Below are 22,566 nucleotides of genomic sequence, written 5' to 3'. Positions count from 1 at the left end.
ATGGTGACGCTGGCTGACCGGCTGGATTTCATCGTCGGCTCGGACGCCGCCGACAAACTCGACGAATGCTTCGGCATCCGCACCGTCGGAGACCTGCTGCGGCACTACCCGCGCAGCTACGTCGAAGGCACCGGGGTGCGCGGCGCGGCGGACAGTCGCCCCGCCGAAGGCGACCACATCACCATCGTCGACACCATTAGTTCAGCGGTGCTCAAAGACATGCAGCGGCGCAACGGCAAATACCTCGCTGTCACCGTCGGTAGCGGCCGAAACAAGGTCAGTGCGACGTTCTTCAACCCCAAAGGCCTGCGCTGGCGGTTGACCCCCGGCACCCGGGTGATGCTGTCCGGGGAGGTCAAGCTGTTTCGGGGTGCGATCCAGCTCACCCATCCGGACTTCCTGGTACTCAAGGAAGCCGACGATGCCGCGCAGGAACGCAACTTCGGCAGCAGTTCGCTGCGCAACATCGCCGATGCATCGCAAAAGGTCAGCGGGCAGGTCAACCAGTCCGACTTCGAGCGCAGCTGCTACCCGATCTACCCGGCGACCGCGAAACTGCAGAGCTGGGACATCTTCGCCTGCGTGCGGCAGGTGCTCGACATGCTCGATCCGGTTCCGGACCCGCTGCCGACCGCGGTGCGCACCGAACGGGGCCTGCTCGGCGAAGACGAAGCGCTGCGCGCGATCCATCTGTCGGAGAACGCCGCCGAACGGGACCGCGCCCGGGCTCGGCTGGCCGTCGACGAAGCGTTCGGTCTGCAGTGGGCGTTGGCGATGCGCCGCAACGGTGAACTGTCCGAATCCGGGTCGCCGGCACCGCGCCGCGACGACGGGATGGTCGCAGAACTGCTTCGGCGGCTGCCGTTTGAGCTGACCACCGGACAACGCGAGGTGCTCGGCGTGCTCGAAGGCGAACTGGCCGCCAGCCGCCCGATGAATCGGCTGCTGCAGGGCGAGGTCGGCTCGGGCAAGACGATCGTCGCGCTGCTGGCGATGCTGCAGCTGGTCGATGCCGGCTATCAGTGCGCCCTGTTGGCGCCCACCGAAGTCCTTGCCGCCCAACACGCCCGATCGATACGCGACATGCTCGGGCCGCTGGCGCTCGGCGGTCAGCTGGGCGGGGCCGACAATGCCACTGCGGTGGCGCTGCTCACCGGCTCGATGTCCGCGGCCGCCAAGAAGCAGGCTCGCGCCGAGATCGCCAGCGGCCGGGCCGGCATCGCCGTGGGCACGCACGCCCTGCTGGTCGATGTGGTCGAATTCGACAACCTGGGCATGGTGGTGGTCGACGAGCAACATCGATTCGGCGTCGAGCAGCGAGATCAGTTGCGCGCCAAAGCCCCCGAGGGCATCACTCCGCACCTGCTGGTGATGACCGCCACTCCGATTCCGCGCACGGTGGCGCTCACCGTATACGGCGATCTGGAGACCTCCACGTTGCGCGAGCTGCCCCGCGGCCGCCAGCCGATCGCGAGTTCGGTGATCTTCGTCAAGGAGCAGCCGACCTGGCTGGATCGGGCTTGGGCGCGGATCCGCGAGGAGGTGACGGCCGGACGGCAGGCCTACGTGGTGGCACCCCGCATCGACGAGACCGACGAGCCGAGCAAACCCGGTTCAGCAGATGAGGGCGGCCGAACCTCGGCCACCGCGGTGGGGTTGTTCGATCAGCTGCGGGCCGGGCCGCTGTCGGGGCTGCGGCTGGGCTTGATGCACGGGCGGCTGACCGGGGACGAGAAGGACGCGGTGATGACGGCGTTCCGCAGCGGTGCGGTCGATGTGCTGGTCTGCACCACGGTCATCGAGGTCGGTGTCGACGTACCCAATGCCACCGTCATGCTGATCGCCGACGCCGACTGGTTCGGAATCAGCCAGCTGCACCAGCTTCGCGGCCGGATCGGCCGCGGCGAGCACGCCAGCCTCTGCCTGCTGGCGACCTCCAGCGGTCCGGGGTCCAAGGCGGGTCAGCGCCTGAAGGCCGTCGCCGGAACCCTGGACGGATTCGCCCTGGCCGATCTGGATCTGGCCGAGCGTGGTGAGGGAGATGTGTTGGGCCGCAACCAGTCCGGTTGGAGAGGCGGCCTCAAACTGCTCTCGCTGGCCGACCACGGCGAAGTGATCGAGGCGGCCCGGTCGTGGTGCAACAAGGCTTGGGAAACCCACCCGGATGATCCCGGATTGGCCACGCTCGCCGCGCATTTCACCGACATCGACTACCTGGACAAATCATGACCGGTCGTAAAACCCTGTTGTGGCTGGCCGTGGTGGCGGTGCTGGCCGTGGTCGTCGCCTACCAGACGGTGTCGGCCGTAGGTAGGAGCAGCCGTGCCCTGGCAGCGCAGGCCGGCATGCCCACGGTGGCGCCCGGCACCGACGTCCTGGCCGGCATCACCGTGGTTCCAGCCCGCACCCACCGCTACGACTACCGCCGCCCGCTGTTCGGCGATGCCTGGGATGACGACAACGATGCGCCGGGCGGGCACAACGGCTGTGACACCCGCAACGACATCCTCAACCGGGATCTGGTGGACATCACGCACGTGTCGACCAAACGCTGCGCCGACGCGGTCGCCACCGGAACCCTGCACGACCCCTACACCAACGCCGTCGTCGCCTTCACCCGCGGCGCGAAGATCGGTGAGGCGGTGCAGATAGACCACATCGTGCCGCTGGCCTACGCCTGGGACATGGGGGCCTCCGCCTGGCCCTATCGCCAGCGGTTGCGCTTCGCCAACGACCCCGCCAACCTGCTGGCGGTCGCCGGGCAGGGCAACCAGGACAAGGGCGACGCGGGGCCCGGGCAGTGGATGCCGCCCAATAAATCGTTCGCGTGCCAGTACGCCGTCGCCTACATTTCGGTCCTGCGGGGCTACGCGTTGCGTCTCGATCAGCCGTCAGCCGACGTGCTGCGTGCGGCAGCGGCCACCTGCCCGACCGGATAGGGGAGCCGATGATGATCGACCACTGGCGAACCACGCCCACGCTGCCCGGCGAGCATGTGCTGCTGCGGCCGACCGTGCTCGCCGATGTCGGCGGCCTGGCCCGCGCGTTCGACACCGAGTGCACCCGGTACTTCCTCTACGGCCAGCACTCCGAGCCGCCCACCGAAGCCTCGGTGTCCGCGGCACTGGCTTCCGACCACCAGGTGCTGACTCAGGTCGAGGCCGGCACCGGCGAGATCATCGGGACGACATCGCTGTACGACATGAGCGAGGTGGACCGCCGGCTGACGGTGGGCAGCACCTGGTTGGCTCAGCGGGTCCGCGGGTCGGCGGTCAACTCCGAATCGAAACTGCTGCTGCTCGACCACTGCTTCGGCGCCCTGGGCGCGGGGCGGGTGCAGTTCAACGTCGACAACCTCAATGAGCGCTCGCAGCGCGCGGTGCAGGCCATCGGCGCCACCCGGGAGGGTGAGCTGCGCAACCACGCCCGGCGCCGCGACGGATCCTGGCGCACCACGATCATCTACTCGGTGATCGGGCAGGAGTGGCCGCAAGCGCGGGCCCGGTTGGTAGAGCGCATCAACCGGGTGTCGGCGCGCTGACCCGCGTGTGCGGATCGGCTCGGATCAGATACCGGTGTAGGTCAGCGGGTCTTCCCGCACCCGGGTGCCGTCATTGAGGCCGCCCAGGCGCTCCATGTGCTGGTCGGCCAGCTCGAAGCCGAACACGTCCAGGTTGGCCGCGATGCGCTCCGGCTGGGCCGACCGGGGGATCACCACGTTGCCCAGTTGCAGGCTCCACCGGATCAGCACCTGGGCCGGGGTCTTGCCGTACTCGCCGGCGATCGCCGTCACGGTCGGGTGCTCGAGCAACCGACCGACCGCCAGCGGGCTGTAGGCCTGCGTGATGATGCCGCGTTCGGCGTTGGCGGCACGCAGCTCGGCCTGGTTGAGCAGCGGGTGCAGCTCGATCTGGTTCACCGACGGCGTCTCGAACGCCAGGTCGATCACATCGTCGAGGTGTTCGGCGGTGAAGTTGCACACCCCGATGGACCGGGCCAGTCCCAGCTCCCTGGCCTGGATGAGTCCGCCGTAGCTGTCGACGTACATGCCCAGCGATGGAGCCGGCCAGTGGACCAGGTACAGGTCCACATAGTCCATCCCGAGCCGCTCCAGGCTGGCCTTGCAGGCTTCGATGGCGGCGGTCAGTCCCTGATCGGCGTTGGCCAGCTTGGTGGTGACGAACACCTCCTCGCGCGGGATCCCCGACGCGGCGATCGCCCGGCCCACCGCGGCCTCGTTGCCGTACACCTTGGCGGTGTCGATCAACCGGCAGCCCAGCTCAAGAGCGGTCGAGACCGCACGCTCGGTTTCGGCCTCGGTCAACTCGGCCACCCCGATGCCCAGAGTCGGCATCGCGCGGTCGTCGTTGAGGGTGACGGAGGGGATCGAAGTGCCCGACGTCATTTCACCTACCTGTGTAATCGAATGTTCGCGGATCGGGTCCCAATCGGGCGCCGTCGTCGAGCGAGGATATCTCGGCCATCTCTGCTGCGCCGAGTTCGAAGTCGAAGACGTCGAAGTTGCCGACGATGCGCTCCGGGTGCACCGATTTCGGAATCACGATATTACCCAGTTGGATATGCCACCGAATCAGCACCTGTGCCGGTGTCTTATCGCAACGCCGCGCCACCCCGGTAACCGTCGGATGGGCCAACAGCGAACCCCGGCCCAGCGGTGCCCAGGCTTCGGTGGCGATCCCGAGGCGGGCGTGCACCTCACGCAGTTCGGGCTGGCTGAAGCGCGGGTGCAGCTCGACCTGGTTGACGACTGGAACGATCCCGGTTCCGTCGATGAGCATCTCGAGGTGCTCGGGTGCGAAATTGCTCACCCCTATCGAGCGGATCCGGCGCTGATCTCGCAGGTGAGCCAACGCCCGGAAGGTCTCGACGAACTTTCCGCGTGCCGGCAGCGGCCAATGGATCAGGTACAGGTCCAGAAATTCGAGGCCGAGGCGGTCCATGCTCGCCTCGAATGCCCTCAGCGTCGAGTCATAGCCCTGGTCGGAGTTCCACACTTTGGTGACCACGTACACCTCGTCGCGCGGCAGCCCGGATGCCGCGACGGCCCGGCCGACCTCACGCTCGTTGTCATACAGGGCCGCGGTGTCGATATGGCGGTATCCGGCAGCCAGTGCGGTGCGCACCGCCTGCTCGGTCTCGGCAGGTGAAATCTTGTAAACCCCGAAACCGACGCTGGGGATGGAATTACCGTCGTTGAGCGTGACCGAACGCAAGCTACCTTCAACAGCCATGACACGAAGTCTGCCAGGCGGCTCCGGTTCCGGCCGGGGAGCGCGATGGACCGACCAGCTGCAGAGCACCGCCATGAGAGTCGGCATGAAGGTGACGCCGCTGCTACCGATCGGGGTCCAGCGGATGCTGACCGGCGGGCGGTCGGTAGCCATCGATGGAAAGACCTTGGACCCCACCTTGCGGTTGACGCTGGCCGCGCAGCGCGCGATGGGCATCAACGGCTTCGTCATCGGCGACGACGCGGTTGCCTCCCGTGCCCAACTGCGCGAGACGACCGCCGGGCTCGGCGGCGGTGATATCCACGTCGATGTTCGCGACATCGTGGTGCCCGGCCCGGCCGGCGACATCGCCGCTCGGCACTACCGGCCGGTCGGCGGTGGCGCCAAGCCGCTGCTGGTCTTCTACCACGGTGGCGGATTCGTGATCGGCAACCTGGACAGCCACGACGCGATCTGCCGGCTGACCTGCCGAGACGGTGACATCGCGGTGCTGTCGGTCGACTACCGGCTGGCGCCCGAGCACCCCGCACCGGCAGCGCTCGACGATGCCTTTGCAGCATTTCGATGGGCCCACGACCACGCCGCTGAGCTGGGCGGGATACCCGGAAGGATCGCGGTCGGTGGGGACAGCGCCGGCGGCAACCTGGCCGCCGCAGTGGCGCTGCTGGCCCGTGACGGCGGGGGACCGGCACCCATCCTGCAGTGGCTGATCTACCCGGTCACCGACTGCACCGCCCAGACCCGCTCGCGCACCCTCTACGGCGACGGATTTCTGCTGACCAAGCACGACATCGCCTGGTTCACCGACCAATACGTGGGCCGCTCACAGCTTGACCCGACCGACCCTCGGGTATCGCCCTTGCTGGCCGGCGACCTGTCGGGGTTGCCGCCCGCACTGGTGGCCGTAGCCGGTTTCGACCCGCTGCACGACGAAGGCGAGGCGTTTGCGAAAGCCCTGCGCGAGGCCGGGGTCGTGGTCGACCTGCGGCAGATGCCGTCCTTGACGCATGCCTTCATCAACCTGTTCGGCCTGGGCGGTGGCAGCGCGACCGCCACCGGTGAGTTGATCTCCGCGCTGCGCGCGCACCTCAGCCGCGGCTGAGGTCCAGGACGCACGCCGGTACGCTGAACCGCAAACCGACCACCGAAGACGAGGACCAACCGACTGTGGCCAGCAAACCCAAACGCCCCGGCGTCTCCGGCTTGAGGGCCGGCGACCAGAAACGCAACCTCGCCATGCAGATCGGGCTTGTCGCGATCGTGGTGGTCTTCGCGGTGGGGCTCATCGGCTACATCGTGGTGTCCAACGGCCACAAGAAGGGCGCTGGCGCCGGTGAGGCGATCCGGGTGACCTCGAGCAAGCTGGTCACCAAGGACGGGACCGATGAGCCTAAGGCCGTGCTGGCGTTCTACGAGGACTTCCTCTGCCCGGCCTGCGGCAACCTCGAGCGGGCATTCGGCCCGACGGTGTCCCGGCTGATCGACAGCGGGGCGATCGCCGCCGACTACCACATGGTCGCGATCCTCGACCGGCCCCAGAACGACGACTACTCCTCGCGCGCCGGTGCCGCCGCCTACTGTGTCGCCGACGAGAACAACGACGCCTTCCGCCGGTTCCACACCGCGCTCTACACCGAGCAGCTGCAGCCGTCGGAGATCGGTACGGAGTTCCCCGACAACAAGCGCCTGATCGAGCTGGCCCGCCAGGCCGGCGCCGCCGGCGGCGTTCCGGCGTGTATCAACAGCGGGAAGTACCTCAAGATGGTCGGCGGTATGGCCGCGGCCGCTGGCATACACGCCACCCCCACCCTGCGTATCAACGGCGAGGACTACCGCCCCTCGACTCCGGAGGCCCTGGTCTCCAAGATCCGCGAGATCGTCGGTGACGTCCCCGGCATGGCCGCACCGGCCCAGGAGTCGTGACCATCGCGGCTTCGGCCGTCGAACCCGAACCGCCCGAGCAGGCGGTACCGGTGGCGACGCCCCGGGCCTGGGCGGTGCTGATCGGCGGAGTCATTGGCCTGGCCGCCTCGATCACGCTGACCGTCGAGAAGATCGAGCTGCTGATCGACTCGGGCTACGTGCCGTCGTGCAACCTCAACCCGGTGCTGTCCTGCGGATCGGTCATGGTCACCCCGCAGGCGTCGGTGCTGGGTTTCCCCAATCCGTTGATGGGGATCGTGGCATTCACTGTGGTGGTGGTGACCGGTGTGCTGGCGGTGGCGAAAGTGCCTCTGCCGCGGTGGTATTGGACCGGGATGACGCTCGGCACGCTGGTCGGTGCGGGGTTCGTGCATTGGCTGATCTTCCAGAGCCTGTACCGCATCGGCGCGCTGTGCCCGTACTGCATGGTGGTCTGGGCGGTCACGCTGTGCCTGCTGGTGATATTCGCAGCCCTAGCATCTGAGCAGGGTGGTATACGCAAAAATTTGCAGCATTTGCACCGATGGCGTTGGACCATCGCTGCGTTATGGTTTATCGCGTTATTTCTGTTGATATTTATTCGGTTTCAGGATTACTGGATAACGCTGCTGTAGGGGTGGAAGTGATCTCCAAAGTGCTGGTTGCGAACCGTGGGGAGATCGCTGTCCGCGCGTTCCGGGCCGCCTGCGAACTGGGGGTCGGCACCGTGGCCGTCTACCCCTACGAGGACCGCAACTCGCTGCACCGGCTCAAGGCCGACGAGTCCTACCAGATCGGCGAAGAGGGCCATCCGGTACGCGCGTACCTGTCAGTCGATGAGATCGTCGGCACCGCGGTGCGGTGCGGGGCCGACGCCGTCTACCCCGGATACGGATTCCTTTCGGAGAATCCGCAACTGGCGCAGGCCTGTGAGGACGCGGGCATCACCTTCGTCGGTCCCAGCGCGGCAGTGCTGGCGCTGGCCGGCAACAAGTCCCGCGCGGTGGCCGCCGCGCGGGAGGCGGGACTGCCTGTGCTGGCGTCGTCGGCGCCGTCGTCCTCGGTCGAGGAACTGCTCGCCGCCGCCCAAGACATGACGTTCCCGTTGTTCGTCAAGGCGGTCGCCGGTGGCGGTGGGCGTGGGATGCGCCGGGTCGCCGACATCGATGCGCTGGCCGACGCGGTGGAAGCGGCCAGTCGGGAAGCGGATTCGGCGTTCGGCGACCCGCACGTCTACCTCGAGCAGGCGGTACTCAACCCGCGCCACATCGAGGTGCAGATCCTGGCCGACAACCACGGCAACGTGATCCACCTCTACGAGCGCGACTGCAGCGTGCAGCGCCGGCATCAGAAGGTCGTCGAATTGGCGCCGGCGCCGAACCTGGATCCGGCCCTGCGGGCGAAGATCTGCGCGGATGCCGTCGCGTTCGCGCGTCATATCGGCTACACCTGCGCGGGCACCGTGGAGTTCTTGGTCGACGAACGCGGCCACCACGTGTTCATCGAGATGAATCCGCGCATCCAGGTGGAGCACACCGTCACCGAGGAGATCACCGACGTCGACCTGGTGTCGTCACAGCTGCGGATCGCGGCCGGTGAATCGCTGGCGGACCTGGGCCTCTCCCAGGATGCGATCACGCTGCACGGTGCGGCGCTGCAATGCCGGATCACCACCGAGGACCCGGCCAACGGATTCCGGCCCGACACCGGCCGGATCAGCGCGTACCGCAGCCCGGGCGGGGCCGGGATCCGGCTGGACGGCGGCACCAACCTGGGTGCGGAGATCAGCGCACACTTCGACTCGATGCTGGTCAAGCTGACCTGTCGCGGTAAGGATTTCCCCACCGCGGTGAAGCGGGCGCGCCGGGCGATCGCGGAATTCCGTATCCGCGGGGTAGCCACCAACATCCCGTTCCTGCAGGCCGTGCTCGATGATCCCGATTTCTCCGCCGGGCGTATCACGACCTCGTTCATCGACGAGCGCCCGCAGCTGCTGACCGCGCGGTCCTCGGCCGACCGCGGCACCAAGATCTTGAACTACCTGGCGGACGTCACCGTCAACAGTCCGCACGGTACCCGGCCGTCGGCGGTGTACCCGCGCGACAAGCTGCCCGAGCTGGATCTGTCGGTGCCGCCGCCGTCGGGCTCCAAGCAGCGGCTGGTCGAGCTGGGCCCGGAGGGTTTCGCCCGCTGGCTGCGGGATTCGCCGGCCTTGGGTGTCACCGACACCACGTTCCGGGACGCCCACCAATCGCTGTTGGCCACGCGGGTGCGCACCAGCGGATTGGTCAAGGTGGCGCCGTATGTGGCCCACACCATGCCGCGACTGCTGTCGGTCGAGTGCTGGGGTGGCGCGACTTACGATGTGGCGCTGCGGTTTTTGAAGGAGGACCCCTGGGAGCGGCTGGCCGCGCTGCGTGAGGCGCTGCCCAACATCTGCCTGCAGATGCTGCTGCGCGGGCGCAACACCGTCGGCTACACCCCCTATCCGGAGCTGGTGACCTCGGCGTTCGTCCAGGAGGCGACGGAGACCGGTATTGACATCTTCCGGATCTTCGATGCGCTCAACAACGTCGACTCGATGATTCCGGCCATCGATGCGGTGCGCGAAACCGGCAGTGCGGTAGCCGAAGTCGCCATGTGTTACACCGGGGATCTGAGCAGCCCGGGCGAGACCCTCTACACGCTGGACTACTACCTGCGGCTCGCCGAGCAGATCGTGAACGCCGGCGCCCATGTGCTGGCCATCAAGGACATGGCGGGGCTCCTGCGCCCCGCTGCGGCAACCACATTGGTGAGCGCGCTGCGCAGTCGCTTCGACCTGCCGATCCACGTACACACCCACGACACCGCGGGTGGTCAGCTGGCCAGCTACGTCGCGGCCTGGCAGGCCGGGGCGGACGCCGTCGATGGCGCGGCCGCCCCGCTGGCGGGCACCACCAGCCAGCCGGCGTTGAGTTCGATCATCGCAGCGGCGGCGCACACCGACTACGACACCGGGATCTCGCTGGATGCGGTGGGCGACTTGGAGCCGTACTGGGAAGCGCTGCGAAAGGTGTACGCGCCGTTCGAGTCCGGACTGCCGGCGCCGACCGGGCGCGTGTACCACCATGAGATTCCCGGTGGCCAGCTGTCCAACCTGCATCAGCAGGCCAAGGCGCTGGGGTTGGCGGACCGGTTCGAAGACGTCGAGACCAACTATGCCGCCGCGGACGCCGTACTCGGCCGGTTGATCAAGGTGACCCCGAGCTCGAAGGTGGTCGGCGATCTGGCACTGGCCCTGGTCGGAGCGGGCGTGAGTGCCGACGAGTTCGCCGCCGACCCGTCCCGAGTCGACATCCCGGACTCGGTGATCGGGTTCCTGCGCGGCGAGCTGGGCGACCCGGCCGGTGGCTGGCCGGAGCCGTTGCGGACCAAGGCGCTGGAGGGTCGCGGCCCGGCACGGGAGATGCAGCAGCTCTCGGCCGACGACGAGGCGGTGCTGGCCCGCTCCGGACCGGAACGCCAGGCCCGGCTGAATCGCCTGCTGTTCCCCGGCCCCACAAAGGAATTCGAGTCGCATCGGGAGCTCTACGGCGACATCTCGCGTTTGTCGGCCAACCAGTTTTTCTACGGCCTGCGTCAAGGCGAGGAACACCGGGTCAAGCTGGAGCGCGGGGTGGAGCTGCTGATCGGGCTCGAGGCCATCTCCGAGCCGGATGAGCGCGGCATGCGGACCGTGATGTGCATCATCAACGGTCAACTGCGGCCGGTCGAGGTGCGTGACCGCGGTATCGCCAGCGAAGTGCCGGTTGCCGAAAAGGCCGACCGCAGCAAGCCGGGCCATGTCGCGGCACCGTTTGCCGGTGTGGTCACCATCGGGGTTGCCGAGGGGGAGAAGGTCACCGCCGGACAGACCGTGGCCACCATCGAGGCGATGAAGATGGAGGCGGCCATCACCGCGCCGGCCGACGGCACCGTCACGCGGGTGGCCGTTGCCGAGACCGCGCAGGTCGAGGGCGGTGACCTGCTGGTGGTGCTGAGCTGACCCGCATCGTCGGCGGTGCAGCCGGTGGACGACGCCTCGCCGTGCCACCGCGTGGCACCCGGCCAACTACCGATCGGGTGCGCGAGGCGCTGTTCAATGTGCTCGATTCCCGGATGGATCTGACCGGGATGACGGTGTTGGACCTGTACGCGGGTTCGGGGGCGCTCGGCTTGGAGGCGTTGTCTCGCGGCGCTGCATCGGCGCTGTTCGTCGAATCGGTCCGCCGCGCTGCCGATGTGCTGGCCGCCAATATTGCCGCACTGGGGCTGGCCGGCGCCGTGCTGCGCCGCGGCACGGTGGCCGCGGTGCTGGCCGGGGGCACCGAGACGCCGGTGGATCTGGTGCTGGCCGATCCGCCCTACGACGTCGATGCCGCCACGATCGACGCGCTGCCGGGATTGCTGACCGCCGGGGGCTGGGCGGGACCGGGCACCGTCGTGATGATCGAACGGGCCGCCTCCAGCCCGGCGGTGGCCTGGCCGCAGGGCTGGGAAGCCTGGCCCTCGCGCCGTTACGGCGACACCCGGCTGGAGCTGGCCGAGCTGACCGCACCTGACGTGTAGCGTCAGCGCACATGAGTGGCGCGGTATGCCCCGGTTCCTTTGACCCGGTGACGTTGGGACACGTCGACATCCTGGAGCGCGCGGCCGCCCAGTTCGACGAGGTGGTGGCCGCCGTGCTGGTCAATCCCGCCAAGAAGGGCATGTTCACCCTGGACGAGCGTCTCGAGATGATCGCCGAAGCCACCGCGCACCTTCCCAACGTGCGTGCGGAGTCGGGCCAGGGCTTGGTGGTCGACTTCGTCCGCGAGCGTGAGCTGACCGCGATCGTCAAGGGCCTGCGCACCGGTACCGACTTCGAGTACGAGCTGCAGATGGCCCAGATGAACAAGCACATCGCCGGCGTCGACACGTTTTTCGTGGCGACCACGCCGCGGTATTCGTTTGTGTCGTCCTCGTTGGCAAAGGAAGTGGCGTCGATGGGCGGCGATGTCTCAGACCTGTTGCCCGAGCCGGTGAACCGCAGACTGGCTGCCAAGCTGGCCGGCCGCTGAGCAGGCTGCTGCCTACTGCGGCTGCCACCCCAACCGGTGCTCGGTCGAGGTGCGCATCGCAGGGAAACCACCGGTGCATCCCAATACCCGCAGCGCCGCTTCGGCAATCGTCCACGGATGATCCGGCGGGCAGGAGCCGTCGTCGGAACGGCGGTTGATCACCGCCTCCACCAACCGGAACGGCAGGTCGTCGGCAGCGGCGGGACCGGCATGGTCGGCGATCACCGCACGCGATAACTCGTGATAGTGGTCGCGGAGCTCTCCCCGGCGTGCGCGGAAGGCGGCGAAGCGCTCGAGGCGAAGCTCCGGGAGCAGATACAGGGTGCCCAGATTCCAGGCACCGCCGCACAATTGCGCGGTATCGGCGACCACAAGCGTGTGCAGCCGGGGCGCGCTCGGTCCGCCCTCGGCCAGCAGATCGGCGGCCAGCTGCACGGAGTTCTCGACGGTGTCGGCCAGCAGCGCGTCGAGGATGTCGTCTTTGGCGGCGAAGTGGTGATACAGCGAGGCCTGCCGCATCCCGACGCTGTCGGCGATGCGCCGGGTCGAGGTCGCGGCGTAGCCGACGGTGGTGAACAACTCCGCCGCGGCATCGAGGATCTCGTCGCGGGCGCTGCGGCCCGGCCTGCTGGAAGCCACCAGCCGGGGACGTCCTCGTCGATCGCTCTGCACGCCTTACTGCCTATCACGCGCCGAGGCCTGGCGCGCTAAAAACTATCAGTTGATAGAAAATGTGCTAGCTTCCTGGTCATGGACAATCCACGCACCGATTCCACCGACGGGGCGCGTTCCCATGCCCGCGCGCAGGCGCAGCACGCGTCGATGCGCATCCCGGCGGCTCCGGACGACGTCGACCCGTCGACACTGACCTGGGCCGAGTCGATTCCGCCGAACGGCTACGCCACCAAAGTGCTCTCCCGCGGCAGCCGGATCCGGCTGATCGACGTCGACGGCGGGGCGTGCGCGCACCTGCTGCTGTACCGGGCCGAGGCGCCCTGGGAACGGCTCAATGTCGCCGACACCATGAAGGTGCCGTGGCAGGCCTACCTCGGTGTCGGTCACCCGCTGTTGTCCGATCAGGGTCGGGTACTGGCCACCGTCGTCGCCGACTCCTCGGGGCAGCACGACCTGCTCTGCGGCCCGGACGCCACCGGCCGTCAACTGCTCCTGCTGGGCGCGATCAAGCAGGGCATGGACATTCGGGACGTGGCGCCGTCGGTGTCGCTGTTCCGCGGAGTGCGTGTCGATCCCGTCAGCGGCGCACTGGAATTCACCGGGTCGGTGGGCGCGGGTGCGGCTGTTGACCTGCTGGTCCACCTGCCGGTGGTAATGGTGCTGGCCAACGCCGCGCACCCGCTGGATCCCAAGCCTCCCGCCACCGCACTGGACGTGCTCGGTTGGCAGGCCGGCGAGCAGTTGGCAAACCTGACCAACCAGGACCCGGAATACCTACGTGCGGTGCAGAACACGGAGGCGGCTTGGGTCGCCGGATCGGGGAAGCGCTCATGACCAACCCCTCGCACCCATCGCAGATCATCTCCGACGAACTGGTGGCGGCCCGGGCGCCCTGGTCGGCAGTGGTGCGCGCCGGCGACCTGCTGCAGATCATCGATCTGCACGGGAACCAGGCGGTGGACTGCCTGCTCTACGACGCCGCCGACCACACCCGCCGGTACAGCGCCCAGGCCACCGTCGCCGCCGCGCGCAACATCTTCTTGAGCACCGGATCGGTGCTGCGCACCGCCGACGGCGCCGCCCTGATGACCGTGGTTGCCGACGACGTCGGCAACCACGACACCATCGCCGGAGCCTGCTCGCAGGAATCCAACACCCTGCGCTACGGGCACCACACCGCCCACCAGCACGCCTGCGTGGAGAACTTCCTCGCCGAGGGGGCCCGGTGGGGCCTGGGTAAACGCGACATCGTCTCCAACATCAACTGGTTCATGAACGTCCCCGTCGAAGCGGACGGCACGCTGGGCATCGTCGACGGCCTCTCGGCACCGGGTAAGAGCCTGACCCTGCGCGCCGAGATCGACACCCTGGTCCTGGTGTCGAACTGCCCGCAGATCAACAACCCGTGCAACGGCTTCGACCCGACACCGGTGCGGATGGTGATCACCCGAACATGATCGGCATCGAGGTGGTCTCGCCGGGCATGTTCACCACGGTCCAGGACTGGCCCGGGCGCGTCGGCTACTGGCATGTCGGGGTGCCGCCGTCCGGGCCGATGGACGACCTGTCGTTTCGGATCGGCAACCAGGTACTGGGCAATCCCGAAGGTGCGGCCGGTTTGGAATGCACCAAAGCCGGACCGGCCCTGCGCTTTTCAGATCCCGCTTGGGTCTGCGTCACCGGTGCCGCGGTGCCGGTCAGCCTGGATGGTGTCCCGGTTGGGCAATGGCAGTCGGTCCGGGTACCCGCCGGTGGCCTCCTGGAGGTCGGCATCATCCCCGGGCCGGGGATGCGCTGCTACCTCCTGGTCGAGGGTGGCGTATCCACGCCGGAATTCCTGGGCAGCGCGGCTACTTTCACCCAAGGGGTGTTCGGCGGACACCATGGCAGGGCATTGCGGGAATCGGATCGACTCAGCGCCGTCGGCCTGGGCGGCGCACCGCCGAGGCTCACCCGTGCGCCCAGCCAGAGTCAGCCCAGCATCGGCCGGCGCTGGGAGCTGGCGGTGACCGAAGGTCCGCACGCGGCACCGGAATTCATGACCCGCGCCGACATGATCACCCTGACGACCACCGACTACACCGTGCACTTCAATTCCGATCGCACCGGCGTGCGGCTGGTGGGGCCGAAACCACGATGGGCCAGACCTGACGGTGGGGACGCCGGCCTGCACCCGTCCAACATTCACGACACGGCGTACAGCATCGGGGCGCTGGACTTCACCGGTGACACCCCGATCCTGCTCGGCCCGGACGGGCCCAGTCTGGGCGGCTTCGTCTGCCCGGTGACGGTGGTGCGCGGCGACCGATGGAAACTCGGCCAGCTCTCGCCCGGCGACACGGTGCGCCTGGTGCCGATCCGTGCCGACCACGCTCCACCGACGGCAGCACTGGGTGTGCAGCGGCGCGCGGCATTGCCCGTCGTGGTCTCCCGCTCCGGCGACGGCGACGACGGAGTGCTGCAGCGTTACACCGGCCGCGACGGGACGGCCGTCACATTGCGGCGCGCCGGAGACAACGGCGTGCTGCTCGAATACGGACCGATGACCCTGGATTTGGCGCTACGGGCGCGGGTGCAGGTGCTCTATGACCAACTCCGTCAGCGGGGATTGCCCGGGCTGGCCGAACTGACCCCGGGTGTGCGGTCACTGCAGATCCAATTCGACACCGAGCAGTCTTCCTGCGCCGAGGTGATCGAGGAGGTGGCCGCCATCGACGACGCGCTGCCGCCCTGCGATGAACTCGTGGTGCCGAGCCGCGCGGTGCGCCTCCCGCTGAGCTGGGACGACCCCGGCACCCATGAGGCCATTCGCCGCTACATGTACGGCGTGCGCCCCGACGCTCCGTGGTGCCCGTCGAACATCGAGTTCATCAGGCGCATCAACGGCCTCGACGACATCGCGCAGGTGTACGACATCGTGTTCGACGCGCAGTACCTGGTGCTGGGGCTGGGCGACATCTACCTCGGCGCGCCGGTGGCCACCCCGCTGGATCCCCGGCATCGGCTGGTGACCACCAAATACAACCCCGCCCGCACCTGGACCCCGGAGAACGCCGTGGGGATCGGCGGCGCCTACCTGTGTATCTACGGCATCGAGGGGCCCGGCGGCTACCAGTTCGTCGGGCGCACCACCCAGGTGTGGAACCACCGGCATGCCACCGCCGGGCTGTTCGATGCCGAAACCCCTTGGCTGCTGCGCTACTTCGACCGCATCAGCTTCTATCCGGTTGGGGCCGAGGAGCTCCTGGAGTTGCGTGCCGACATGGCGGCCGGGCGTGGTCGGGTGGAGATCGCCGACGGCGAGTTCTCACTGCCGGCCTACCGCCGATTCCTGGCCGACAACACCGAGAGCATTGCTGGATTCCGCCACCAACAGGTCGCCGCGTTCACCGCGGAGCGCAATGCGTGGCACGACGCCGGCGAAATCGCCAGCGGTTAGGCCAATTTCAGCGAATCGTCGCGGCGCAGCACGAAGAAGTATGGTCGCGACGAGCCCCGCAGGTCCATCGCGCCGATCACCGCGTCATCGGAGAGCCGGCGGAAGACGTCGTTGACCGGTGCCTGGTCGTAGACCATCGTGGCGCTGTCGACTCCGCGGAACCGGGTGGTGCGCAGCCGAGCCCGGGGCGACCGGGTCCGCACCAGTGGCGCCACCGCGTTGATCTGCCCGAGGAACGAGCGTTTCTTCAGCGCCGGCAACTTCGCGGCGAGTCCGAGGACACTGAACGCCAGCACCGGGTTGAACGCCCACAGCGCAGATCCGTCGCGGGTGGGGAACAGCAGCGGATGGACGGTTTCGGCATCCACGAACTGCTTGCCCCACCAGCCGGTGGCGGCCAACAGCCCGTCCAGGGGGTGGCCGGTCGGCAGCTCGGAGCCATGCCAGGTGCCGACCATGAAATCGGGGTCGACGGCCTCGGCGGCATCGAAGATCTCACAGGCCTCGGCAGTGGTCGTCGGCACGCTGGAGAACAAGTCCTGGACAGCCATGCGCAACACCGTACTTGACAGATGTCAACTCCGGAGCGACTTAGAGCACCACCGTCTCGTTGCCCACCCGGATCACCCGGTCCTGGCAGTGCCACTGCACTGCCCGCGACAACACCGCTCGCTCCACGTCGGCGCCCAGTCGCACCAGATCGGTGACGCTGTGGGTGTGGTCCACCCGCACCACGTCCTGTTCGATGATCGGACCCTCGTCGAGCACCTCGGTGACGTAGTGCGCGGTGGCGCCGATCAGTTTCACGCCGCGTTCCCGTGCTCGCTGATAGGGCGCCGCACCGATGAACGCCGGCAAGAAGGAGTGATGGATGTTGATCAGCGGACAGCCCACCGCCTCGATGAAGTCACCGGTGATGATCTGCATGTAGCGGGCCAGCACGACCAGATCCACGTTGCCGCAGAGCAACTGCAGCTGCCGCTGTTCGGCATCGGCGCGGATGTCGCGGGTTGCGGGGATGTGGAAGAACGGCACCCCGAACGGGCGTACCTGCTCGGCGAGTTCCGGGTGATTGGAGATCACCATCGCCACGTTCATCTCCAACTCGCCGCGGCGGTTGCGCCACAACAGGTCCAGCAGGCAATGGTCGGTCTTGGACGCCATGATCGCCACCCGCTTGGGCTTGGCGGCCTCGGTGAACCGGTAATCCATGGCGAACCGCCGGGCCACGGTGGCGCCGAAGCGCTCCTGGAGTCCGTCGAGGGCTGCCGGCAGGCCGGGCAGGTGAAAGATCGCCCGCTGCACGAAGGTCCCGTCTTCGGGTGCGGTCGAGTGCTGATCCAGCGAGATGATGTTGGCGCCGGCCTCGGCCAGAAAGGCGCTGACCGCGGCGATGATGCCGTGGCTGTCCCGACAGCTCAGCAGCAGTCGGCCGATATCGGTGGTGGCCTGGGCGCCGGACTGTTGCGGATAGCCCTGTGGGGCCTGCCCTGGTGTCGCGGTGCCCCCGTGGCCCCCGGAACCGTTCGTCATGGCCGCCCTTCGCTCATCGCCGACTTCAACGGGTCAGGCTACCGGTGAAGTGCACGAGAATCCGACACACCGGGCGGCTAACACTGTCACACGCGTAACACAGGGCACACTAGTAACAACAACTATGCCTGGAGGGTGCTGCCGTGTACCGAGTGTTCGAAGCCCTTGACGAACTGGGCTCCATTGTCGAAGAGGCCCGTGGCGTGCCCATGACGGCCGGTTGTGTGGTACCTCGCGGTGACGTCCTGGAGTTGATCGACGACATCCGCGACGCCATCCCCGGAGAGTTGGACGACGCCCAAGACGTTCTTGACGCCCGCGACTCGGTCCTCAATGAGGCCAAGGAGCACGCGGAGTCGATGGTCGGCGCGGCTACCACCGAAGCCGACTCGCTGGTCAGCCATGCTCGCGCGGAGGCCGACCGGTTGCTGGCTGATGCCAAGGGGCAGGCTGACCGGATGGTGGCCGAGGCCCGCGGACACAGCGAGCGGATGGTCGGCGAGGCCCGTGAAGAGGCGGCCCGGCTGAGCGCCACCGCCAAGCGTGAGTTCGAGACCGCCACCAGCCGCGCTCAGGCGGAATGCGACCGACTGGTCGAGAACGGCAACGCCGCTTACGAGAAGGCCGTACAGGAGGGCATCAAGGAACAGCAGCGGCTGGTGTCGCAGAACGAGGTGGTGACCTCGGCACGCGCCGAATCCACCCGGCTGATCGATTCGGCACACGCCGAGGCCGACCGGATGCGCGGCGAATGCGACATCTACGTCGACGCCAAGCTGGCCGAATTCGAGGACTTCCTCAACGGCACGCTGCGTTCGATCAACCGTGGTCGTCACCAACTGCGTACCGCTGCGGGCACTCACGACTACGCGACTCGCTGACCCGAGAACGTCGAGGAACGCGCTGCGTAGAATCGCGGCATGGCGAGGCACCCCGGCGCAGGTATGAAGGCAGCACACCGACGGCTGCCTGCGCCGTTCGTGGTCAATGTCTCCCGGTTGGGACGACGCCCCGGTGCGCTGCTGCCGCTGCACGAGCAGCGGATCAGCCCCAACCGCATCGGGCTGGACTTGGTGGCGATTCCTGCGGACGCCGCAGTCGATCTGGATCTGCGGGTGGAGTCGGTATCTGAGGGCGTTCTGGTCAGCGGCGTGGTGTCGGCGCGCACCGCGGGCGAATGCGCGCGTTGCCTGCAACCACTGACCGGCGAGGTCGAAGTCGAGCTGACGGAACTGTTCGCCTACCCCGACAGCACCACCGACGCCACCACCGACGACGACGAGATGGGCCGTGTCGTCGACGACGCGGTGGACCTCGAACAGGCCATCGTCGACGCGGTCGGTCTGGCATTGCCACTGTCCCCGCTGTGCGACCCCGACTGTCCCGGACTGTGCCCGGACTGCGGGGCGGTACTGGCCACCGCGGAGCCCGGGCATCGCCACGACAAGATCGATCCGCGCTGGGCGAAATTGGCGGGAATGCTTGAACCGCAGGACGATGGCCGGCCGAGCGACGACGGTGAGCGGTGAGCCGTCCCCGGCAAGCTGTGCTGGATGCACTCGGCGTGGATCTCGCCGACGACTTGCTCACGCTGGCCGTCACGCATCGCAGTTACGCCTATGAGCACGGCGGTCTGCCCACCAACGAGCGCCTGGAGTTCCTGGGCGATGCCGTGCTCGGACTGACCATTACCGACGAGCTGTTCCATCGCCACCCGGACAGGCCCGAGGGTGACCTCGCCAAACTGCGCTCCAGCGTGGTCAACACCACCGCCTTGGCCGATGTGGCGCGAGGACTGACCGAGGACGGCCTGGGAGCCCACCTGCTGCTCGGTCGGGGCGAGGAAAACACCGGCGGCGCCGACAAATCCAGCATCCTGGCCGACGGAATGGAGTCCCTGCTGGGAGCGGTGTACCTCCAGCACGGAATCGACACCGCCCGCGAGGTGATCCTGCGCTTGTTCGGTCCGCTGCTCGACATCGCGGCCACGCTGGGTGCCGGCCTGGACTGGAAGACCAGCCTGCAGGAGCTGACGGCCGCGCGCGGTCTCGGCGTGCCGTCCTACCAGGTCAGCTCCACCGGACCCGACCATGACCGTGAGTTCACCGCGACTGCCGTCGTATCGGAGACCGCATACGGAACCGGAGTCGGCCGGACCAAGAAGGAAGCCGAACAGAAGGCCGCGGCGGCGGCCTGGCAGGCGCTGGACGCGCTGGACAACACGCCGCAGGCCTGAGCATGCCCGAACTCCCCGAGGTCGAGGTGGTTCGGCGCGGCCTGAACGAGCACCTGGTCGGGCGCACGATCACCGGGGTGCGGGTGCACCATCCGCGGGCGGTGCGCCGGCACGACGCCGGCCCCGCCGATCTGACCGGTCGCTTGCTGGGCGCGAAGATCACCGGCACCGACCGGCGGGGCAAGTACCTGTGGCTGCTGCTGAGCGGGGCAGCGGCCGACGAGGCGCTGGTGGTGCACCTGGGGATGAGCGGTCAGATGTTGCTGGGGGAGCTTCCCGACGCCAGGCACCTGCGGATCGCCGCCGTGCTCGACGACGGTACGAAGGTCAGCTTCGTCGACCAGCGCACGTTCGGCGGGTGGCAGCTCACCGACCTGGTCGCCGTGGACGGCAGCGTGCTGCCGGTCCCGGTCGCCCACATCGCCCGCGACCCGCTGGACCCGCGCTTCGACGCCGAGTCGGTGGTGGAGGTGCTGCGGCGCAAACACTCCGAGATCAAACGCCAACTACTCGACCAGACGGTGGTGGCCGGAATCGGCAACATCTACGCCGACGAAGCGCTGTGGCGGGCGGGGATTCGCGGCACCCGAATGGCCGACCGACTGTCCCGGCCGCGGCTGCGGGCACTGCTGGGTGCGGCAGCAGCGGTGATGAACGACGCACTGGCCGCCGGGGGCACCTCGTTCGATTCGCTGTACGTCAACGTCAACGGTGAATCCGGTTACTTCAGCAGGTCACTGGACGCCTATGGCCGTGAAGACGAGCCGTGCCGCCGCTGCGGGACGCCGATCCGCCGGGAAAAGTTCATGAACCGCTCGTCGTATTTTTGCCCGAAATGCCAACGCTGACTGCCGTTCCCTTTCGGCGAGCGTGCGTGTTTGCACGCCAACACGCCGAGAATCGTGGCATTCTGCGCACGCTCGCGCCGTAGCGGCCCCCGCGCCGCGGCGACCAGCCTTCGATCACTCGAAGATGTTGCGGTGCACCCTGCCCGGCGGCAGATTCGGATCGATGAACCACTCCCGGCCGAAAATCAGGCCGGCCGCCTGTGGGGGAAGCCGCATCAGCACCGCGAACAGCCGCGCGGCGGCGGCGCTGGCGCCGATCTGGGAGCGGTGCGCGGCGAAGGCATCGCGCTTCTGCCGGGCAAACCGAAACACGTTGATCCGGTGCGTGATGCTTGATGCCGGTGCGTATGCCGTGCGTACCACCTCGCGCCCGTAAGGCGCCGGCAGGTGCAGTAAACGTGCGCCGTCGGCGACCCGGGTCAGCATCTCCCGGGGCATCGTCGCCTCGAGCACGCGCGGCGTCGCCGCGATCTGCGCGGCCCGCTTGCCGACATGATGAACCCGCACGTGATCGCGGTGGCCATAGCCGCCGTTGGACTGGTAGCTCAGGAGCAGATCGGCGTCTTCGTCACGCAGGATGGCTGCCAGTCGCTGTGCTGCCTCTTCGAGGTCGGCGCGGGCGAACCTGATCCGCCCCGGCGGGTCAGGATAGAACTCCGCCCCGAAGCCGCTGTCGGCGTAGCCCAGGCATTCGACCCGGTGGGCCCCGAGGGCCGTTGCGCTCGCGTGCAATTCGACGAGCCGATCGCCATCGTCGTCATTGACGCGTCCATCGGTCGCCACCACCACGACTACGCGATGTCCCTCGGCGGCCGCCCGCGCCAGAGTTCCCCCGGTCAGAATCGCTTCGTCGTCGGGATGGGCGTGGAACGCGACCACCGTCGCCATAAAAGCCCAGTATGCCCGCGGCGGTCGGCTGTGTCAGCGCCTCAGCTGCGCGACGCGCCGTCGAACGTCCTCGCCGGCCTTGGCCAGCGATCCGCAGTCAAACGGCGGTTGCGGGTCGTATTCGATCAGTAGCTGGACAGCGCGGGCCGCCTCGGCGTCGGCTAACAGTTCGACGAGCCGCAGCGCCATGTCGATGCCGCTGGAGACCCCCGCGGAGGTCACTATCCGCTCCGGCAGATGCTCGACCACACGTTGCTCCACGTAGCTGGCGCCCAGGTGTTCCAGCAATCCGACGGCGCTCCAATGAGTGGTCGCGGTCAACCCATCCAAGAGCCCCGCGGCGGCCAGCAGCAGTGAGCCGGTACATACCGAGGTGGTGAACCTGGTGTGGGTGTGGGCGCTGCGTATCCAGTCGAGCAATTCCGCGTCGTCGAGTAGTGTTCGCGTCCCGACACCGCCGGGGACGACCAAGACCTCCGGCGCAGTCAGTTCGTCGAATCGGGCGTCACAGAGGACTCCGAGCATCCCGTTGTCGCTGCGGACCTCGCCTCGGCGGTGCCCGACGAAAACCACCTCGGCATCTGGGATCCGTTGCAGCACCTCGTACGGCCCGATCGCGTCCAGCGCGGTGAATCGTGGGAAGAGCGGGATCGCTACCTGCACGGATGGCCTCCCGGCCCTTCGGCGAATGGTGTTGCGGGACAACTCTGAC

The 22,566-nt window shown here is 67.9% G+C and carries 23 protein-coding genes; 16 read left to right on the top strand and 7 right to left on the bottom strand.

What is annotated here, in order from left to right:
- Genes recG through ACJH71_RS07420 form a run of 3 tightly spaced genes read left to right on the top strand, consistent with a single transcriptional unit; the run spans position 1 to position 3,541 of the window.
- A complete protein-coding gene (gene recG, locus ACJH71_RS07430) occupies positions 1 to 2,229 on the top strand; it encodes an ATP-dependent DNA helicase RecG (RefSeq protein WP_406757383.1) in 2,229 nt (742 codons plus the stop codon).
- Positions 2,226 to 2,939, top strand: coding sequence for an HNH endonuclease family protein (locus ACJH71_RS07425; protein ID WP_406757382.1), 714 nt, complete (start codon positions 2,226 to 2,228; stop codon positions 2,937 to 2,939). Before recG ends, ACJH71_RS07425 begins: the two co-directional genes overlap by 4 nt.
- 8 nt (positions 2,940 to 2,947) lie before the next feature.
- Positions 2,948 to 3,541 (top strand): GNAT family N-acetyltransferase, encoded by a 594-nt coding sequence (locus tag ACJH71_RS07420; protein WP_406757381.1) that lies wholly within the window; start codon positions 2,948 to 2,950, stop codon positions 3,539 to 3,541.
- 24 nt (positions 3,542 to 3,565) lie between these two features.
- Here the strand turns inward: ACJH71_RS07420 and ACJH71_RS07415 are convergent, their stop codons facing one another.
- The gene (locus ACJH71_RS07415; protein ID WP_406757380.1) at positions 3,566 to 4,405 is read right to left on the bottom strand and encodes an aldo/keto reductase; all 840 of its coding nucleotides are present in this window, start codon (positions 4,403 to 4,405) and stop codon (positions 3,566 to 3,568) included.
- Between the two features lies 1 nt (position 4,406).
- Positions 4,407 to 5,252 carry an aldo/keto reductase gene (locus ACJH71_RS07410; protein ID WP_406757379.1) on the bottom strand — a complete coding sequence of 282 codons (846 nt, stop codon included), beginning with the start codon at positions 5,250 to 5,252 and terminating at the stop codon, positions 4,407 to 4,409.
- Between ACJH71_RS07410 and ACJH71_RS07405 the strand changes: the two genes are divergently transcribed.
- From ACJH71_RS07405 to coaD, 6 genes are all read left to right on the top strand, one after another.
- On the top strand, positions 5,251 to 6,354 hold the full coding sequence (locus ACJH71_RS07405) for an alpha/beta hydrolase (protein WP_406757378.1): 1,104 nt from the start codon (positions 5,251 to 5,253) through the stop codon (positions 6,352 to 6,354). The genes ACJH71_RS07410 and ACJH71_RS07405 overlap by 2 nt on opposite strands.
- 65 nt (positions 6,355 to 6,419) lie before the next feature.
- Positions 6,420 to 7,175: a DsbA family protein gene (locus tag ACJH71_RS07400; RefSeq protein ID WP_406757377.1), complete on the top strand. Its 756-nt coding sequence runs from the start codon at positions 6,420 to 6,422 to the stop codon at positions 7,173 to 7,175.
- Positions 7,176 to 7,177: 2 nt separating this feature from the next.
- Complete coding sequence (locus tag ACJH71_RS07395) at positions 7,178 to 7,789, top strand: vitamin K epoxide reductase family protein (protein WP_406757617.1); 612 nt, start codon at positions 7,178 to 7,180, stop codon at positions 7,787 to 7,789.
- A gap of 8 nt (positions 7,790 to 7,797) precedes the next feature.
- On the top strand, positions 7,798 to 11,181 hold the full coding sequence (locus tag ACJH71_RS07390; protein ID WP_406757376.1) for a pyruvate carboxylase: 3,384 nt from the start codon (positions 7,798 to 7,800) through the stop codon (positions 11,179 to 11,181).
- The gene (rsmD, locus tag ACJH71_RS07385) at positions 11,178 to 11,744 is read left to right on the top strand and encodes a 16S rRNA (guanine(966)-N(2))-methyltransferase RsmD (protein WP_406757616.1); all 567 of its coding nucleotides are present in this window, start codon (positions 11,178 to 11,180) and stop codon (positions 11,742 to 11,744) included. The genes ACJH71_RS07390 and rsmD overlap by 4 nt, the downstream gene beginning before the upstream one ends.
- Positions 11,745 to 11,755: 11 nt before the next feature.
- Positions 11,756 to 12,235 carry a pantetheine-phosphate adenylyltransferase gene (coaD, locus tag ACJH71_RS07380; protein WP_406757375.1) on the top strand — a complete coding sequence of 160 codons (480 nt, stop codon included), beginning with the start codon at positions 11,756 to 11,758 and terminating at the stop codon, positions 12,233 to 12,235.
- Positions 12,236 to 12,247: 12 nt separating this feature from the next.
- Here the strand turns inward: coaD and ACJH71_RS07375 are convergent, their stop codons facing one another.
- Complete coding sequence (locus tag ACJH71_RS07375; protein ID WP_406757374.1) at positions 12,248 to 12,874, bottom strand: TetR/AcrR family transcriptional regulator; 627 nt, start codon at positions 12,872 to 12,874, stop codon at positions 12,248 to 12,250.
- Between the two features lie 111 nt (positions 12,875 to 12,985).
- Here ACJH71_RS07375 and ACJH71_RS07370 point away from each other — a divergent pair, with 111 nt between their 5' ends.
- Genes ACJH71_RS07370 through ACJH71_RS07360 form a run of 3 tightly spaced genes read left to right on the top strand, consistent with a single transcriptional unit; the run spans position 12,986 to position 16,349 of the window.
- Positions 12,986 to 13,744: a DUF1989 domain-containing protein gene (locus tag ACJH71_RS07370; protein ID WP_406757373.1), complete on the top strand. Its 759-nt coding sequence runs from the start codon at positions 12,986 to 12,988 to the stop codon at positions 13,742 to 13,744.
- A complete protein-coding gene (locus ACJH71_RS07365) occupies positions 13,741 to 14,367 on the top strand; it encodes an urea amidolyase associated protein UAAP2 (protein ID WP_406757372.1) in 627 nt (208 codons plus the stop codon). The genes ACJH71_RS07370 and ACJH71_RS07365 overlap by 4 nt, the downstream gene beginning before the upstream one ends.
- Entirely contained in the window at positions 14,364 to 16,349 is a 1,986-nt protein-coding gene (locus ACJH71_RS07360) for a 5-oxoprolinase/urea amidolyase family protein (protein WP_406757371.1), read from the top strand. The genes ACJH71_RS07365 and ACJH71_RS07360 overlap by 4 nt, the downstream gene beginning before the upstream one ends.
- Here ACJH71_RS07360 and ACJH71_RS07355 read toward each other — a convergent pair.
- Positions 16,346 to 16,900: a DUF4334 domain-containing protein gene (locus tag ACJH71_RS07355; RefSeq protein ID WP_406757370.1), complete on the bottom strand. Its 555-nt coding sequence runs from the start codon at positions 16,898 to 16,900 to the stop codon at positions 16,346 to 16,348. The two genes, ACJH71_RS07360 and ACJH71_RS07355, sit on opposite strands and share 4 nt — an antisense overlap.
- Positions 16,901 to 16,940: 40 nt before the next feature.
- Positions 16,941 to 17,882, bottom strand: a complete 942-nt coding sequence (purU, locus tag ACJH71_RS07350; protein WP_406757369.1) for a formyltetrahydrofolate deformylase — start codon at positions 17,880 to 17,882, stop codon at positions 16,941 to 16,943.
- A gap of 143 nt (positions 17,883 to 18,025) precedes the next feature.
- On the opposite strand from purU, the gene sepIVA reads away from it, so the two are divergent.
- From sepIVA to mutM, 4 genes are read left to right on the top strand one after another with little or no spacing between them, the layout of a single operon-like run.
- Positions 18,026 to 18,763 carry a cell division protein SepIVA gene (gene sepIVA, locus ACJH71_RS07345; RefSeq protein WP_406757368.1) on the top strand — a complete coding sequence of 246 codons (738 nt, stop codon included), beginning with the start codon at positions 18,026 to 18,028 and terminating at the stop codon, positions 18,761 to 18,763.
- Between the two features lie 39 nt (positions 18,764 to 18,802).
- Complete coding sequence (locus tag ACJH71_RS07340; RefSeq protein WP_406757367.1) at positions 18,803 to 19,411, top strand: YceD family protein; 609 nt, start codon at positions 18,803 to 18,805, stop codon at positions 19,409 to 19,411.
- The gene (gene rnc, locus ACJH71_RS07335; RefSeq protein ID WP_406757366.1) at positions 19,408 to 20,118 is read left to right on the top strand and encodes a ribonuclease III; all 711 of its coding nucleotides are present in this window, start codon (positions 19,408 to 19,410) and stop codon (positions 20,116 to 20,118) included. The genes ACJH71_RS07340 and rnc overlap by 4 nt, the downstream gene beginning before the upstream one ends.
- A 2-nt stretch (positions 20,119 to 20,120) precedes the next feature.
- Positions 20,121 to 20,966: a DNA-formamidopyrimidine glycosylase gene (gene mutM / locus ACJH71_RS07330; RefSeq protein WP_406757365.1), complete on the top strand. Its 846-nt coding sequence runs from the start codon at positions 20,121 to 20,123 to the stop codon at positions 20,964 to 20,966.
- 114 nt (positions 20,967 to 21,080) lie between these two features.
- Here the strand turns inward: mutM and ACJH71_RS07325 are convergent, their stop codons facing one another.
- Positions 21,081 to 21,854 carry a PIG-L deacetylase family protein gene (locus tag ACJH71_RS07325; protein WP_406757364.1) on the bottom strand — a complete coding sequence of 258 codons (774 nt, stop codon included), beginning with the start codon at positions 21,852 to 21,854 and terminating at the stop codon, positions 21,081 to 21,083.
- Positions 21,855 to 21,887: 33 nt separating this feature from the next.
- Complete coding sequence (locus ACJH71_RS07320; RefSeq protein ID WP_406757363.1) at positions 21,888 to 22,517, bottom strand: DJ-1/PfpI family protein; 630 nt, start codon at positions 22,515 to 22,517, stop codon at positions 21,888 to 21,890.
- Positions 22,518 to 22,566: the final 49 nt, after the last annotated feature.

Source organism: Mycobacterium sp. SMC-15, from assembly GCF_045310925.1.
In the GTDB taxonomy this organism is placed as follows: Bacteria; Actinomycetota; Actinomycetes; order Mycobacteriales; family Mycobacteriaceae; genus Mycobacterium.
This window is presented reverse-complemented; position numbering and strand designations above follow the sequence as displayed.